Below are 14,735 nucleotides of genomic sequence, written 5' to 3' on the forward strand. Positions count from 1 at the left end.
TTGCAATGGTTGACGATGGCTTTGCTGGCTGCGGTGATGGCGTCGTCCGCCACCGCGCAGCATCCCTTAATTCTCGCCAAGCTCAAGGGCTGGAACGACGCCGCGCCAGCTCCGCCGTCGGCCATGCTCAACGCCGAAGTGATGAAAACCGCAATTGCGGTGCAAGGGCGCAACGGCGGGTGTCTGCCCACCTCAGCAGTCATCGACCGGCTTCAGCCGGCGACCGCCGAGCGTTATATCTTTAACGGCCTAATCCGCGGTCAGATACGCAACGGCTGGACCGAAATCGTCCGCCATCCGAATTGCGGGCCCGAAGTGACTCGTTATATGACGATGCAGCAGACCGACGGAACGTTGAACACCGTCCGGGTCAATCGCGGCGTCTCCTACGCACATGACTCGCTGATCGGCGACACCGTGCCGCTGGCCAGCCTTGCCGCAGACCAGTCGTTACGGAAAGCAGGAGCAGGGTGCGAGGTGTCAAAGCCAGGAACACTGGGAGTCATCCGCATCGCGAGTGAAGACCCCGGACTGGGACCGGATATCTATGGCGTCCGTTACGCCGGCGGATGGAGCGAAATCTGGCCCGTCTCACTCTGCGGGCGAACGGTCGAAGTGCTGGTTCACTTCCTTGCGGACGGCGATGGCGGCGCCTATACCGACATCAAGGATGAAGCGGCAAAACTGCTCCCATCCGTAAAGTAATGCCTAAGGTCGTGCGTCCCTCCCATCGCTATGTTCGCGCGCTTGGCATGACGCCCGTCGCTGGCGTCGATGAGGCGGGTTGCGGCCCCCTCGCCGGGCCGGTGGTGGCGGCGGCGGTGATCTTGCCCACGAAAGGGGTACCGCGCGGAATCGACGATTCCAAGAAGCTTTCGGCCAACGAACGCACCCGTCTGCATGGTCGGCTGATGCATTGCGCGATTGTCGGCATCGGCATCGTCGAAGCTGACGAGATCGACCGCATCAATATCTATTGGGCGCGGATGAAGGCGATGACCTTGGCGGTCGAGGCTCTGGCCGAGTTTCCGGCCCATATTCTGGTCGACGGCAACCGCCTGCCGCGCTGGGATCGGCCCGCGACGGCGATCGTCAGCGGTGACACGTTGTGCCTGTCGATTGCCGCCGCCTCGATCGTCGCCAAGCACACACGCGACACGATCATGCTCGCACATCACGAGGCGCACCCGCAGTATGGCTGGGCGTCGAACAAGGGCTATGGCTGTCCCGCCCACTTCCAGGCGCTGCGCGAACACGGTCCGTCGCCGCTTCATCGCCAGAGCTTCGCGCCAGTCCGTCGCAGTGGTTTCCGCGACGATGAGTCTTTCGCGCAACACGCCACCGGTTGAGTCTCCGATTCCGCCGAGACTCAACATCTTGTGTCTGGTCCCTTGCGCGACCGCTATGGTTAACAAAAGGTTAAAATCGTCACCTGATCGTCGTTGACCACGACTCCCCGCGGACTCACTCTGACTTTCAAGACAGGGACGAAGGGGCATTCGATGGGGGTTTTGGAGCGCGTCCGCGCGGCACCGGTGCCAAAGCATTTTGGGGCGAAACTGCCGCTCGACACGATCATTCGCGACGATTGCATTGCGGCGATGTCGCGCCTGCCCGACGCCAGCGTCGACATGGTTTTCGCCGATCCGCCATATAACCTGCAGCTCGGCGGCGACCTGTTCCGGCCCGAAGGCGGGCGCGTCGATGCGGTCGATGACGACTGGGACAAGTTCGCGAGTTTGCAGACTTACGACGCATTCACTGTCGCCTGGCTTGGCGAGGCGCGGCGCATCCTCAAACCCAACGGTACTTTGTGGGTCATCGGCAGCTACCACAACATCTTCCGCGTCGGCGCTAAGCTGCAGGACCTGGGATACTGGATCCTCAATGACATCGTCTGGCGCAAGGCCAACCCGATGCCCAACTTCCGCGGCACGCGCTTCACCAACGCGCATGAAACGTTGATCTGGGCGTCGCACAGCGACACGTCGCGCTACACGTTCAACTATCGCGCGATGAAGACGCTCAACGACGAACTGCAGATGCGCAGCGACTGGTCGCTGCCGATCTGCGGCGGTCAGGAACGGATCAAGCGCGGAGGAAGCAAGGCGCACCCGACGCAAAAGCCCGAGGCGCTGCTCTACCGTGTGCTGCTCGCCGCGACCAATCCGGGCGACGTGGTGCTCGACCCGTTCTTCGGCACCGGGACCACCGGTGCGGTGGCCAAGCGCCTCGGTCGTCACTTCATCGGTATCGAGCGCGATCCCGGCTATGTCGAAGTCGCCGAAGAACGCATCGCGGCCGCCCTGCCCCTCGATGAATCCGGCCTGCGCACAATGCAGAGCCCCAAATCGCAACCCAAAGTGGCGTTCGGCACGTTGGTCGAAACCGGCATGTTGCCGCCGGGCAGCACGATCTTCGACAGCAAGCGCCGCTGGACCGCGACGATCGGTGCGGACGGCTCGCTGACCGCCAACGGCACCGTTGGATCAATCCACAAACTTGGCGCGACGTTGCAGAATTTGCCGTCGTGCAACGGCTGGACCTTCTGGCATTTCGAACGCGACGGCGCGGTCAAGCCGATCGATGCTTTGCGACAGGATTATATTCTCGCGACCGAGCCATGAGCTATCGGCGAGCGGAATCATTCCCTAGCCTCCCTGCGTGACCATCTATCAGCTTATCTACGCGTCGGAGCCGTTCGGCTTCGACGACGGCTTGCTCAGCAGCATCCTGTGGGTATCGCGCCGCAACAATCAGCGCGACGGAATTACCGGCGCCCTGATCTGTCGCCGCGACATTTATTTGCAGTTGCTCGAGGGGCCGGAAGCGTCGGTCGAAGCCGCGTTTGCGCGGATCGTCGGTGACGACCGCCACTTGGCGGTGCATCGCCTCGTGTCGGGCAAAGTCGCGGCACGCGTTTTTCCCGATTGGGCGATGCGCGACGATCCCGCCCGTTCATGGTTATGGAATGAGGTCGAAGTTGGCGCTGGGGCGGTCAAGGCCGCCGGCCCGGGTGAATTGCAAGCCGTGTTCGCGCGCGTCGCCCGCGAAAGCGCGTAGCCGGTGGCACGCTATTTTCGCCCGACCGCTTTCATCGACTCCCCAATCGGCTTCGACGGTCAAGTGGCCAGGCTGGCTGGCGGGCTGGCCTATTTCTCGGCTTATGAAGTGATCGAAGCCGAGGGCCAGCGAATTTCGAAACGGCTCGTGCCGGTCGCTCAGATCGACGCGACCGTCGCGGGTGATGCCCAAGCGCAAGCGACGCTCGCCAATCTCTCCGGCTCGCGCCCACCGCTGACCCTCGGCAACCGGACAATCCGCCTCGACCAGCCGCAGGTCATGGGTATCCTCAACGTCACGCCCGACAGCTTTTCGGACGGCGGAGCCTATGCCGACGAGCCCGGCGCGATCCGGCATGCCCACGCGATGACCGACGCGGGCGCGGCGTTGATCGATGTCGGCGGCGAATCCACGCGCCCGAATGCCGACCCGGTGTGGGAGGGTGACGAGATATCGCGCATCCAACCTGTCGTTGCGGCGCTCGCCCGGGGTGGCACCGCCGTCTCGATCGACACGCGCAAGGCGAGCGTGATGGAAGTCGCGCTCACTGCAGGTGCGGCAATCGTCAACGACGTCTCGGCACTGAGTTTCGACCGCAAGGCGATCGAATTCCTGCGCGACCGTGCCGAACCGATCGTCATCATGCATTCGCCCGACGCGGCGAAAACGCTCCATGCGGGCGGCAACTACGGCAACGTCCTGATCGAGGTGTACGACTGGCTCGCCGCGCGCATCGCCGCGCTGGAGGCGGAAGGCATCGCCCAATCGCGCCTGATCGTCGATCCGGGCATCGGCTTCGGCAAAAGCCTTGCGGAAAACCTCGCTTTGCTCAACGGCGCCGCGATCTTCCACGGCCTAGGCTGTCCGCTCCTCATCGGCGCGAGCCGCAAGCGGTTCATCGGCGCGCTGGCGAACGAGGTTCCGGCGAACCAGCGCCTCCCCGGCAGCCTCACCATCGCGCTCAAGGCCGCCGAGCAGGGCGCACAGATCATCCGCGTCCACGATGTCCCCGAGACCGTCCAGGCGCTCAAGGTGTGGCGCGGTCTGCGCGATCAGGCGCTTGCGGGTTGAGTTTCAGCGAATCCCGCGCTATGCGGCCCCCTTTCGCGGGACGTGTTTGCGCGCCCTGCCCTTAATCATATGCGGAGTTAGACGGCCTTTTTATGCAAATCATGGTGCGCGACAACAATGTCGATCAGGCGCTTCGGGCGCTGAAGAAGAAGCTTCAGCGGGAAGGCGTTTATCGCGAAATGAAGTTGCGCCGGCATTATGAAAAGCCGTCGGAAAAGCGTGCGCGCGAACGCGCCGCCGCGGTGCGCCGCGCCCGCAAGATGGATCGCAAGCGCGCCGAGCGCGACGGCGTAAAGTAGAATGAGCGAAGTCACGGCTGTGCCGCTGCGCCCGATCAAAAAGGGCGCGGTGACGCGTTTGTGGCTTGGTATCGCCGTTGCCGTGCTTGGCGCCGGTGCGGTGGCCTGGGCCGGCACCAGCAAGAGCGTCGCGATCAGCGGTACCAACGAACAATTCTTCGCCTGGCATGCAGGGCAGCCGGGCGTGAAGACCACGCCATCGGGCCTCCAATACCAGATATTGAAAGCCGGTAAGGGTCCCAGCCCGACCGACACCGACATCGCGCTCGTTAATTACAAGGGTGCGTTGCGCGACGGCACCGTGTTCGACGAATCGAAACAGCCGACGCCATTTCCCGTGACCCAAGTCGTGCCTGGCTTCAGCGAAGGCCTGAAGCTGATGCCCAAGGGTAGCAAGTTCCGCCTGTGGATCCCGTCGGCGCTCGGTTACGGCGAACGCTCGCCCGATCCCAAGCTGCCCGCCAATTCGGTGCTGGTGTTCGACGTCGAGATGATCGACTTCCGCAGCCAGGCCGAGGTTCAGCAGCAGATGATGCAGCAGCAGATCCAGCAGCAAATGCAGGGCGGCGGTCAGCCGGGCGGCCAGCCGCAACAATAAGGCTGTGCGGGATTAAAGCTCCGCGCGCTTTCCTTCCGCCTTGGGATCGAGCCCCGACCGCGCCTCCAGCGCGACCTTGACCATCGCCAACAGCGGATCGGCGAACAACAGACCCAGAAACCCGAACGCCGCGCCGAACAGCAACTGCGCGGCGAGGACCAGAGCGGGTGCCAGATCGACCGACTTCCGGGCAACCGTCGGCACGATCAGCCAGCCATCGAGCAATTGCACGCCGAGATAGACCGCAAACGCATAGAGCCACAAATTGCCGCCCGCGCTGAGGCCCACCAGAACGATCAGTGTCCCCGAAATGATCGACCCGATATTGGGCAGAAAGGCCAGCAAGCCGGTCAGCAAGCCGAGCAAAGCCGCCATCGGCACACCGCCGGCCCACAGCAGCAACCACGTGCTGACACCCTCGACGGCCATGCCGATCAAGCGACCGAGCATCAACCGCCGCAGCGAATAGCCCATATGGCCGAGCGTGTCGTACAGGCTCGCACGGCGCGCCACGGGGAACATCCATGCCAGCCCGCGCTCGTAACTCCCCGGCTCGATCGCCAGGAACACACCGATCACCAGCATCATCACCGCGCTGGTCAGCGCGCCGAGCGCCGAGCCGACGAACGATGTGACGCGGCCCAGCGACCCGAACACCTGCTTGCCGACCTCGTTCGCGCTGTCCGCGCCGATCAGCCCATTGGCGTGCGCCAGCGTGAGCAAATGCTGGACCTGAGCGGTAACGATCACACGCAACCCTTCGGCCTGCGACGCGATCTGGCTGCCGGCGTAAATCATCGTCCAGACGAGGAACGCGACGACGCCGACCACGACGATACCCAGCCGCCAGCCGCGCGCGATCTTCAGCCGCCGCCCGAGCAATCGCACGCCGCCATCGAGCATCGTCGCAAGGACCACGCCGCCAAAGATCAGCAACAATGGCTGCGACAGGAAATACGCCGCGACGACCGCGACGATCAGCGCGATCCATACGCCCGCGCGTTTCAATTCTTCGCGCACCACCGGGTCGCGCATTTCATTCGGACCCGGCGCTTCCGTCGGTCGCGTCGAGGCGTCTTGCCGCGGCGCTTCGGCCATCAGCCGCCCCGCGACGGGTGCAACGTCGTCCCTGCACGATTACCGCGCAGCGACGTCAGCCAGCTGATCGGATTCCACCACACCGCGCCACCATCGAGCGAGAAGGTGATGAATTCGGCACGCCCGCCCAGATTTTCCCACGGCACCGCGCCGCCCAATCCCTTTTCGGCGAGGCTGAACCGGCTGTCCGCCGAATGGTCGCGATTGTCGCCCATCAGGAAGACATGATCCGCCGGAATCTTGGTCGGCGCATAATCGTCCGCCTGCCAGATATAGCCCGATTCGACGGTGTCGTAACTGCGCCCGTTGGGCAGCGTTTCGCGGATGATCGCCAAACGACAGCTGTTCTTGCCGCCCGGTTTTTCGGTCAACGCGCCGGGATAGACGCGCGGATCGCAGGTCAGGCCGTCGGCCGAGGGATCGCCGCCATAATCGGGGATGTCGACATAATGGAGCGGGCCGCGCTTCACCGGCACACCGTTGAGGATGACCGTGCCGCCGCGCACTTCGAGCGTATCGCCCGGCAGCCCGATAACACGCTTGATATAATCTTCGCTGGTGCCCGGCGGCGTGACGATGACCACGTCGCCGCGCTCGGGCAAATGCCCCAGCACGCGGCCGGGAATGAACCCGATGGGATGGAACGTCAGCGACGCAAAGCTCCAGCCATAAGGGAATTTCGTCACCACCAGCCGGTCGCTGACCAGCAGCCCCGGCAACATCGATTCCGACGGAATGTAGAATGGCTTGGCGACGAAGCTGTGAAATCCGAGCACCGCGAGGACCAGCCAGAAGATGCCTTTGGCCTCGGCCTTCCAGTCGGTCTTCTTCTTTTCCTTGACGACCACCGGTTCTTCGGCGGGGGTCTCGACGATCGTTTCGCTGGTCACGCAGTCGCTTTCGGCAGTGCCTCGATGATCACAAAGGCCTGCGCCCAGGGGTGATCGTCGGTGAGCGTCAAATGGATGCGCGGCTCATAGCCGTCGGGAATAAGCGCGTCGAGCGCCGCTTGCGCCCCGCCCGCCAACGCCAAAGTCGGCGCACCCGACCGGGCGTTGACCACGCCGATGTCCTTCATGAACACCCCGCGCTTAAAGCCCGTGCCGACGGCCTTGGAAAAAGCCTCTTTTGCGGCGAAGCGCTTGGCGTAGGTGCCCGCGCGGGTGAACGGCCGCCGCGCCGCCTTGGCACGTTCGACATCCGTGAACACGCGATTTTCGAAACGCTCGCCGAAGCGGTCGAGCGAGTTCTGGATCCGCTCGATATTGCAGAGATCAGAGCCGAGGCCGACGATCATGCTTGAGTCATCGTGCCGCCGCCATCAGCGCCTTCATCTCGCGCACACTCTCGCCCAGCCCGCCGAAGATCGCCTCGCCGATCAGGAAATGCCCGATGTTCAACTCGGCGATTTGCGGGATCGCGGCGACGGGCGCGACATTATCGAAGGTCAGGCCGTGCCCCGCGTGCGGCTCGATACCGTTCTTGGCCGCCAGCGCCGCCATGTCGGCGATGCGGCGCAGTTCCTCGACCTGCGGCGCGCCAACCCGGTGCGCATACCGCCCGGTGTGAAACTCGACCACCGGCGCGCCGAGGCGGATCGCCGCTTCGACCTGTTCGGGCGACGGCTCGATGAACAGGCTGACGCGCACCCCGGCATCGAGCAAGCGCGCGACGAACGGCGTCAGGCTGTTGTGCTGGCCATAGGCATCCAGCCCGCCCTCGGTCGTCCGCTCCTCGCGCTTTTCCGGCACGATGCACGCGGCATGGGGGCGGTGCTTGAGCGCGATGGCCAGCATCTCGTCGGTGGCCGCCATTTCGAGATTGAGCGGCAAATCGATTTCGCCCATCAACCGCGCGATATCGTCATCGCGAATGTGCCTCCGGTCCTCGCGCAGGTGAGCGGTTATGCCATCCGCCCCCACCTCCGCCGCGATCCGCGCCGCGCGGACCGGGTCGGGATGCTCGCCCCCCCGCGCATTGCGCACCGTCGCGACATGGTCGATGTTGACGCCGAGGCGGAGATGGCCGGTCATCGCCGCGCCCCCGTTCCAGCGAACCATGCCAGCGCCGCCGCCGACCCCAGGCCGGCAGTCGCCTGCATCGCCGCACTGCCAGCCGGAAGCAGCAGCGCGGCAGCGTCGATCGCCGTCATCGTCGCGGCCAGCCACAGATAGCGCTCTCCGCCCCCGGCCCACCACAGTCCGATGAAGTGCAACCCGACGAGGATACCAACAGCCGGCAACAAATAGCCGCCCAGCCCCCACCGCCCGAGCAACAGCTGCGTCACCGCGATTGCCGCGAATTCGGCGATCACCGCGATCCTGTAGCGGCCCATTCGAAACAGCCCGGTGCGCGGCTCCTCCATTCGCCACGCACGCCAGACGAATATGCCGATCACCGCCAATCCGCCCGCGCCGACCAGGCAGCGCCACGGTATGGGCAACGCCGCCGCGCCGAGTATCAACCACAGGACGGCAAACCCAAGCCCGATCGCGCGCCCGGTAAACGCGCTCACGAACAGGCCGCCGCACTAAGCAGATCGTAGGTGAAGCCCTTGCCTTCCCACACTTCGCCAAACGCGAAATCGTCGGACGAGCGGTTGGTAAAAGCGATCACTACCAGATCGTCGTCGGGGAAAATGAAATTGCGTGCCTGGACGCCATAGATTTCGCCGTCGCGCTGAACGATCCGTTTGGGTTTGGCGCAGCCTTTGAGCGTGCCGGGAAAGACCCATTGGCCGAGCGCCTGATAGCTGCCCTTGCCCTCCGGCCTCCACAATTCGGCGAGGGCGGCGGGCGGCAGCAGCTTGCCGGTCATCAGCGAGCGATCGAAATCGAACACCGCGCGCGCGGTGCCCATGAAACCGCCCGCCGTGTACCAGCTGCCCAGCTCGAAATAGGGTTCTGGTTTACCGCCGACAAAACCTGGAACGCCCACTTCGCCTAGGCGTGCGACAGTGATGCCTTTAGGCAAGATCGGTCCGCGTGACTGCTGCACGGTGAGATAATCGCAATTGTTATAGCTGAATGGAGCATCGGACTTAGGTGGTGCCGACATGCAATATGCGAAATCGGGCATAGGTTTCTGGTAGAAGCTGGGAACGCCACCGATCCCCGTCGGCGTCGCATCGGGATTGGGCAGGCCACTATGGTGCGTGAGCAGTTCACGCCGCGTCAGCTTCTCGAAACCCGGCAGCGCGATCCCCATCGGTTTATCGAGTTCACCAAAATAGTTCCTTACGATGAGTGCTGCCGTGATCTGCTTGCTGATCGATGCCAGCCGCCAGCGCGCACCGGCCTTGTGCAGCTTGCCGCCCGCCGGATCGACCGTACCAAAGGCTTGGTCGGACACGACGGCCTTGCCCTTGCCAACCAGGATTTCGCCCGCCAGCCCGTAACGCGCGGCAACCTGATCGACCGTTTCTGCCGCGGCTGGCACGGCGATGAGGGCCAACAAGGCGAGTGCGGCAAATCTCACCTCCGACTCCCCGGCTTGATCGCCGGTATTGCTGCCAGATCGGGCGGCAATTTATCCGCTTCGTAGGCCGGCACATCCATCTTGAGCAGCGACACCAAGGGCAAGCCGATATCCGCCGTCCCGTTCGAACGATCGACGATGCACGCGGCGCCGAGCAATACGCCGGGATGCTCGCGAATGGCGGCGATGCATTCGCGCGAACTGAGCCCGGTGGTTACGATATCCTCAACCATGACGATCCGCGTGCCCGCCGGAATCTCGAAGCCGCGGCGCAGATGGAACTCGCCGTCCTCGCGCTCGACAAACACGGCCCTGCAGCCGAGGGCGCGCGCAGTCTCATAGCCGGGGATGATCCCCCCGATCGCGGGTGAGACCACCAGATCGACTTCACCAAAGGATGTGCGGATAAGGTCGCCCAGCGCGCCGCACACGCGCGCGGTGCGCACCGGATCCTCGAAAATGCGCATTTTCTGGAGAAACACTGGCGAATGCAGCCCCGACGACAGGATGAAGTGCCCCTCGAGCAATGCTTGCGCGGCGCGAAATTCCGCGAGTACCTCTTCGTCGGTCATTTACCCTCCGTAACGTGCCGAAATCCCCGCGCCAATGCCCTTCACAGGGGCGCGGTCGCTGATTATAGGCGCTTGCACAGAGTGCGCCGTCGGGCGCGATTCCAGGGACGCCGATTGCCGATGAAATTGTTCGCTCCGCTTTTGATTGCCCTCGGTCTCGGCCTCTCCGCGCCCGTGCTGGCCCAGCCCGCACCGGCTCCAGTCGTTGCCGAACAGCAGGCTGCTGCCGCGACCGCCAATGCCGCCGCCCCGGTCGCGACACCGGCGGTTGCCGCGCCGGTCCTGCCAAAAACCGAGGCTGGCATCGGCCAGCCGACTCCCGGCGCCATCGGCATCCAGAAACAGGTGACGGTCAACGGCGAACGCGCCTTATGGATGCACAATGCGCTGTTGATGCCGATCATCACGGTCATCTCGTTCTTCGTGCTCGGGCTGTTGTTCTGGGTGGCGATCTTCCACAATCGCCGGTCGAACCCCGTGGCGTCGAAAACCAGCCACCACACCGGACTCGAAATCGCCTGGACGCTGATCCCCGTGTTGATCCTGGTGGCGATCGCGATTCCCTCGATCTCGCTGCTGGCCGCGCAGTACAAGCCTGCGGGCAAGGACGCGCTGACGATCAAGGCGATCGGCAACCAATGGTATTGGTCGTACGAATACCCCGACAATGGCGGGTTCGAAGTCGTCGCCAACATGCTGCCCGACGACAAGGCGAAGGCCGCCGGCAAGCCCCGCTTGCTGGGCACCGACAACCCGATCGTCATCCCCATCGGCACGACCATCCGGCTGCTGACCACCGCCAATGACGTGATCCACAGCTGGGCGGTTCCGGCGTTCTGGACCAAGATGGACGCGGTCCCCGGCCGGACCAACGAGACGACCTTCAAGGTCGATCGCATCGGCACCTATTATGGCCAGTGTTCCGAACTGTGCGGTGCGCGCCACGGCTTCATGCCGATCGAGGTTTCGGTCGTGAGCAAGGCCGATTTCGACCAGTGGGTGCTATCGAAGGGCGGCAAGATTTCGAACGGCAGTGCCGCCAGCGCCGCCAAGGCCGCGAACGCCGAAGCGGGCGGTGGCGGACAGGCGCTGCAGGCTCCGGCCACCGCGTCCGGCACCGTGCCGACCGCCACTGCACCCGACAATGCGACAGTTCCGGCCAAGACGACGGGCACCGCCCCCGCCAACGCCGCGACCGCGAACCACTGAGACTCAGCATATGACCGATATCGCCGCCACCCCGCACGACTTTCACGGCCACGCGCATGACCATGATCATGCCCATGACGCGGATCACAAGCCGGGCTTTTTCGCCCGCTGGTTCATGTCGACCAATCACAAGGATATCGGCACGCTGTATCTGATCTTCGCAATCATCGCGGGGATCATCGGCGGCGGCATTTCGGGGATGATGCGCGTCGAATTGGCGACACCGGGCATTCAATGGCTCGAATATTGGGCGAACATCCACAACGGCATGGTCGGTCAGGGTCCCGCGACGATGGATGAGGCGTACCATCTGTGGAACGTCCTGATCACCGCGCACGGGCTGATCATGGTGTTCTTCATGGTCATGCCGGCGATGATCGGCGGTTTCGGCAACTGGTTCGTGCCGATCATGATCGGCGCGCCCGACATGGCGTTCCCGCGCATGAACAATATCAGCTTCTGGCTGCTCGTTCCCGCGTTCATCCTGTTGCTCGGTTCAAGCTTCTTCAGCGGTGGCAGCGGCCTCGGCGCCGGCACCGGCTGGACGGTCTATGCCCCGCTGTCGACGTCGGGTTCGGTCGGTCCGTCGGTCGACATGGCGATCCTTTCGCTCCACCTCGCGGGCGCAAGCTCGATCCTCGGCGCGATCAATTTCATCACAACGATCTTCAACATGCGTGCGCCGGGCATGACCCTGCACAAGATGCCGCTGTTCGTGTGGTCGGTGCTGGTCACCGCGTTCCTGTTGTTGCTGGCATTGCCGGTGCTCGCGGCGGCGATCACCATGCTGCTAACCGACCGTAATTTCGGCACGACATTCTATGACGCGTCGGGCGGGGGCGATCCGATCCTGTACCAGCATCTGTTCTGGTTCTTCGGTCACCCCGAGGTCTACATCATGATCCTGCCGGGCTTCGGCATGGTCAGCCAGATCGTCGCGACCTTCTCGAAAAAGCCGGTGTTCGGCTATCTCGGCATGGCCTATGCAATGGTCGCGATCGGCGTGGTCGGCTTCATCGTGTGGGCGCACCACATGTTCACCACCGGCCTCAGCGTGAACGTGAAGATGTATTTCACCGCCGCGACGATGGTTATCGCGGTGCCGACAGGGATCAAGATCTTCAGCTGGATCGCCACGATGTGGGGCGGTTCGATCAGCTTCAAGACCCCGATGATGTGGGCGATCGGCTTCATCTTCATGTTCACCGTCGGTGGCGTCACCGGCGTCGTGCTCGCCAATGGCGGCATCGATACGTACATGCAGGACACCTATTACGTCGTCGCGCACTTCCACTATGTGCTGTCGCTCGGCGCGGTGTTCTCGCTGTTCGCGGGCTTCTATTACTGGTTCCCCAAAATGTCGGGGAAGATGTACAATGAATTCCTCGGTCAGGTTCACTTCTGGATCTTCTTCGTCGGCGTAAACGTGCTGTTCTTCCCGATGCACTTCCTGGGGCTTCAGGGCATGGCGCGGCGTACGCCGGACTATCCCGATGCCCAGGCGTACTGGAACCACATCGCGTCGGATTACGGGTACTCGCTTATGGCGATCGGCATGCTGGTGTTCTTCGTGAATATCATCTGGTCGCTCGCCGCGGGCCGCAAGGCGGCAGACAATCCGTGGGGCGAAGGGGCGACGACGCTCGAATGGACGTTGCCCAGCCCGCCGCCCTACCATCAGTTCGAAACGCTGCCGGTAATCCACTAACGGAGCGAGGCGGGTAAGGCTTCTTTACCCGCCGGTCGCTTCAGCGACGCGAACGTCCGGCCGGCCTCGCTTTCGCGAGGACCGACGGCGTGGCGCACTTTCATTCACCGGCAATTCAACCGACTCGGCGCAGCTTTGCGTGATGTCAGCCAACGCCGCCATCGCTCTCAACCGCTTCGGCCTCGGCGCACGCCCCGACGACACGCCGCCGGGCGATCCCAAACGCTATCTGCTCGATCAGCTGAAAAGCTTCGATCCGAAACCGCCCGCGCTGGCCGCCGCACCGACACGCGCGAGCGTCGCCGGGCACCTCGCCGAATATCTCGACGAACTGCGCGACATGCGCCAACAGACGGGCGGCAAGACGCAACTCGCCGCCGTCGCCCGGGTCGATCCCGCTGCCATGCCGGGCGCTTCCCCGCCCGGCATTGGGGCAAAGATCGACCCCGCCGCCAAGACCGCAATGCAGACGGTCCGCAAGGATCAACGCCTCGCCGGCCGCGCCGATTACCTCGCGCTGACCGGCGCGCGCGCCACCGCCGCGCTCACCAGCCCCGCGCCGTTCGTCGAACGCCTCACCCATTTCTGGGCCAATCACTTCGCGGTCAGCGCCGACAAACTGACCGTTATCGGCCTGTCGGGCCTCCTCGAATTCGAGGCGATCCGCCCCAATGTCCTCGGCAAGTTCGCCGACCTCACCCTCGCCGTCGAACAGCATCCGGCGATGCTGCTGTATCTCGATCAGGCGCAATCGATCGGCCCCGACAGCCCGGTCGGGCAACGCATCGCCGCGCGCGGCCAGCGCAAGGTCGGACTCAACGAAAACCTCGCGCGCGAAATCATGGAGCTGCACACGCTGGGTGTCCGCACCGGTTACACCCAGGCCGACGTCACCGAATTCGCCCGCGCGCTGACCGGTTGGACGGTCAGCGGCATCGGCCGCGGCCCCGGCGCGAGACTGCTCGGCGTCGCTGACAATCCCGGCGAATTCACCTTCCTCGCCTCGGTCCACCAACCGGGCACCCGCACGATCGTCGGGCGCAGCTACGACCAACAGGGCGAGGCACAAGCGCGCGCGATCCTCACCGATCTATGCGCCAGCCCGGCGACGGCGACGCACATCGCAACCAAGCTTGCGCGCCATTTCGCGGGCGACACGCCGCCACCTGATTTGGTTCAGCGGCTCGCCGCGAATTTCACATCGACCGGGGGCGATCTGCCTTCGCTGTATCGCACGCTCATCGAGTCCCCCGAATTGTGGGCGGCGCCCGAGGAAAAGTTCAAATCGCCGTGGGACTGGATGATTTCGTCGTCGCGCGGGCTGGGCCTCAAAACGCTCGAGGGGCAGCAGGTCGCGGGCCTGATGCAACAACTCGGCCAGCCTGTATGGCGGCCTGGCTCGCCCGCCGGTTATGACGATATCGACGCCAGTTGGGCCGGCCCCGACGCCTTGGTTCGGCGCGTCGAAGCCGCCGAACGCCTCGCGGCGCGCGTGCCCACGCTCGACGCCCGCGCCCTCGCACCCAAACTGATGCCCGGCACGCTCACGCCGGCAACCGCGCAAGCCATCGCCCGCGCCGACAGCCCGGCACAGGCGACCGCGCTGATGCTCGTCGCCCCCGAATTCATGCGGAGATAGA

Annotated in this window: 17 protein-coding genes; 10 read left to right on the top strand and 7 right to left on the bottom strand. The window is 64.2% G+C overall.

All coding sequences use genetic code 11. The features are described 5' to 3' along the window. The first annotated feature begins 15 nt into the window (after window positions 1-15). The 7 genes from ACM9ME_RS12195 (at window position 16) to ACM9ME_RS12225 (ending at window position 5,031) form a co-directional block, all read left to right on the top strand. Window positions 16-705, top strand: a complete 690-nt coding sequence (locus ACM9ME_RS12195) for a hypothetical protein (RefSeq protein ID WP_415643735.1) — start codon at window positions 16-18, stop codon at window positions 703-705. Window positions 706-752: 47 nt separating this feature from the next. Then, complete coding sequence (locus ACM9ME_RS12200; protein WP_415643736.1) at window positions 753-1,349, top strand: ribonuclease HII; 597 nt, start codon at window positions 753-755, stop codon at window positions 1,347-1,349. A gap of 153 nt (window positions 1,350-1,502) precedes the next feature. Next, window positions 1,503-2,627, top strand: coding sequence for a site-specific DNA-methyltransferase (locus ACM9ME_RS12205; RefSeq protein ID WP_415643737.1), 1,125 nt, complete (start codon window positions 1,503-1,505; stop codon window positions 2,625-2,627). A gap of 37 nt (window positions 2,628-2,664) precedes the next feature. Further along, the gene (locus tag ACM9ME_RS12210) at window positions 2,665-3,063 is read left to right on the top strand and encodes a BLUF domain-containing protein (RefSeq protein WP_415643738.1); all 399 of its coding nucleotides are present in this window, start codon (window positions 2,665-2,667) and stop codon (window positions 3,061-3,063) included. A 3-nt stretch (window positions 3,064-3,066) separates the two neighbouring features. Beyond that, entirely contained in the window at window positions 3,067-4,134 is a 1,068-nt protein-coding gene (folP, locus tag ACM9ME_RS12215) for a dihydropteroate synthase (protein ID WP_415643739.1), read from the top strand. A gap of 92 nt (window positions 4,135-4,226) precedes the next feature. Continuing rightward, entirely contained in the window at window positions 4,227-4,433 is a 207-nt protein-coding gene (rpsU, locus tag ACM9ME_RS12220; protein ID WP_415643740.1) for a 30S ribosomal protein S21, read from the top strand. Window position 4,434: 1 nt separating this feature from the next. Then, window positions 4,435-5,031: an FKBP-type peptidyl-prolyl cis-trans isomerase gene (locus ACM9ME_RS12225; RefSeq protein WP_415643741.1), complete on the top strand. Its 597-nt coding sequence runs from the start codon at window positions 4,435-4,437 to the stop codon at window positions 5,029-5,031. Window positions 5,032-5,043: 12 nt separating this feature from the next. On the opposite strand, the gene ACM9ME_RS12230 is transcribed toward ACM9ME_RS12225, so the two are convergent. From ACM9ME_RS12230 to pyrE, 7 genes are read right to left on the bottom strand one after another with little or no spacing between them, the layout of a single operon-like run. Continuing rightward, complete coding sequence (locus tag ACM9ME_RS12230) at window positions 5,044-6,129, bottom strand: AI-2E family transporter (RefSeq protein WP_415643742.1); 1,086 nt, start codon at window positions 6,127-6,129, stop codon at window positions 5,044-5,046. Continuing rightward, window positions 6,129-7,019: a signal peptidase I gene (gene lepB, locus ACM9ME_RS12235; RefSeq protein WP_415643743.1), complete on the bottom strand. Its 891-nt coding sequence runs from the start codon at window positions 7,017-7,019 to the stop codon at window positions 6,129-6,131. The genes ACM9ME_RS12230 and lepB overlap by 1 nt, the downstream gene beginning before the upstream one ends. Next, the gene (acpS, locus tag ACM9ME_RS12240; RefSeq protein ID WP_415643744.1) at window positions 7,016-7,426 is read right to left on the bottom strand and encodes a holo-ACP synthase; all 411 of its coding nucleotides are present in this window, start codon (window positions 7,424-7,426) and stop codon (window positions 7,016-7,018) included. The genes lepB and acpS overlap by 4 nt, the downstream gene beginning before the upstream one ends. Before the next feature lie 7 nt (window positions 7,427-7,433). Then, complete coding sequence (locus ACM9ME_RS12245) at window positions 7,434-8,162, bottom strand: pyridoxine 5'-phosphate synthase (RefSeq protein WP_415643805.1); 729 nt, start codon at window positions 8,160-8,162, stop codon at window positions 7,434-7,436. Then, entirely contained in the window at window positions 8,159-8,644 is a 486-nt protein-coding gene (locus ACM9ME_RS12250) for a hypothetical protein (RefSeq protein WP_415643745.1), read from the bottom strand. Before ACM9ME_RS12250 ends, ACM9ME_RS12245 begins: the two co-directional genes overlap by 4 nt. Further along, a complete protein-coding gene (locus ACM9ME_RS12255; RefSeq protein WP_415643746.1) occupies window positions 8,641-9,606 on the bottom strand; it encodes a serine hydrolase domain-containing protein in 966 nt (321 codons plus the stop codon). The genes ACM9ME_RS12250 and ACM9ME_RS12255 overlap by 4 nt, the downstream gene beginning before the upstream one ends. Then, entirely contained in the window at window positions 9,603-10,178 is a 576-nt protein-coding gene (gene pyrE, locus ACM9ME_RS12260) for an orotate phosphoribosyltransferase (protein WP_415643747.1), read from the bottom strand. Before pyrE ends, ACM9ME_RS12255 begins: the two co-directional genes overlap by 4 nt. Window positions 10,179-10,298: 120 nt before the next feature. On the opposite strand from pyrE, the gene coxB reads away from it, so the two are divergent. The 3 genes from coxB (at window position 10,299) to ACM9ME_RS12275 (ending at window position 14,734) form a co-directional block, all read left to right on the top strand. Continuing rightward, complete coding sequence (gene coxB, locus ACM9ME_RS12265; RefSeq protein WP_415643748.1) at window positions 10,299-11,387, top strand: cytochrome c oxidase subunit II; 1,089 nt, start codon at window positions 10,299-10,301, stop codon at window positions 11,385-11,387. A 10-nt stretch (window positions 11,388-11,397) separates the two neighbouring features. Then, entirely contained in the window at window positions 11,398-13,095 is a 1,698-nt protein-coding gene (ctaD, locus tag ACM9ME_RS12270; RefSeq protein WP_415643749.1) for a cytochrome c oxidase subunit I, read from the top strand. Between the two features lie 142 nt (window positions 13,096-13,237). Beyond that, window positions 13,238-14,734, top strand: coding sequence for a DUF1800 domain-containing protein (locus ACM9ME_RS12275; RefSeq protein WP_415643806.1), 1,497 nt, complete (start codon window positions 13,238-13,240; stop codon window positions 14,732-14,734). The last annotated feature ends 1 nt before the right edge of the window (window position 14,735 follow it).

It is taken from the genome of Sphingomonas antarctica (assembly GCF_965137005.1).
In the GTDB taxonomy this organism is placed as follows: domain Bacteria; phylum Pseudomonadota; class Alphaproteobacteria; order Sphingomonadales; family Sphingomonadaceae; genus Sphingomonas_O; species Sphingomonas_O antarctica.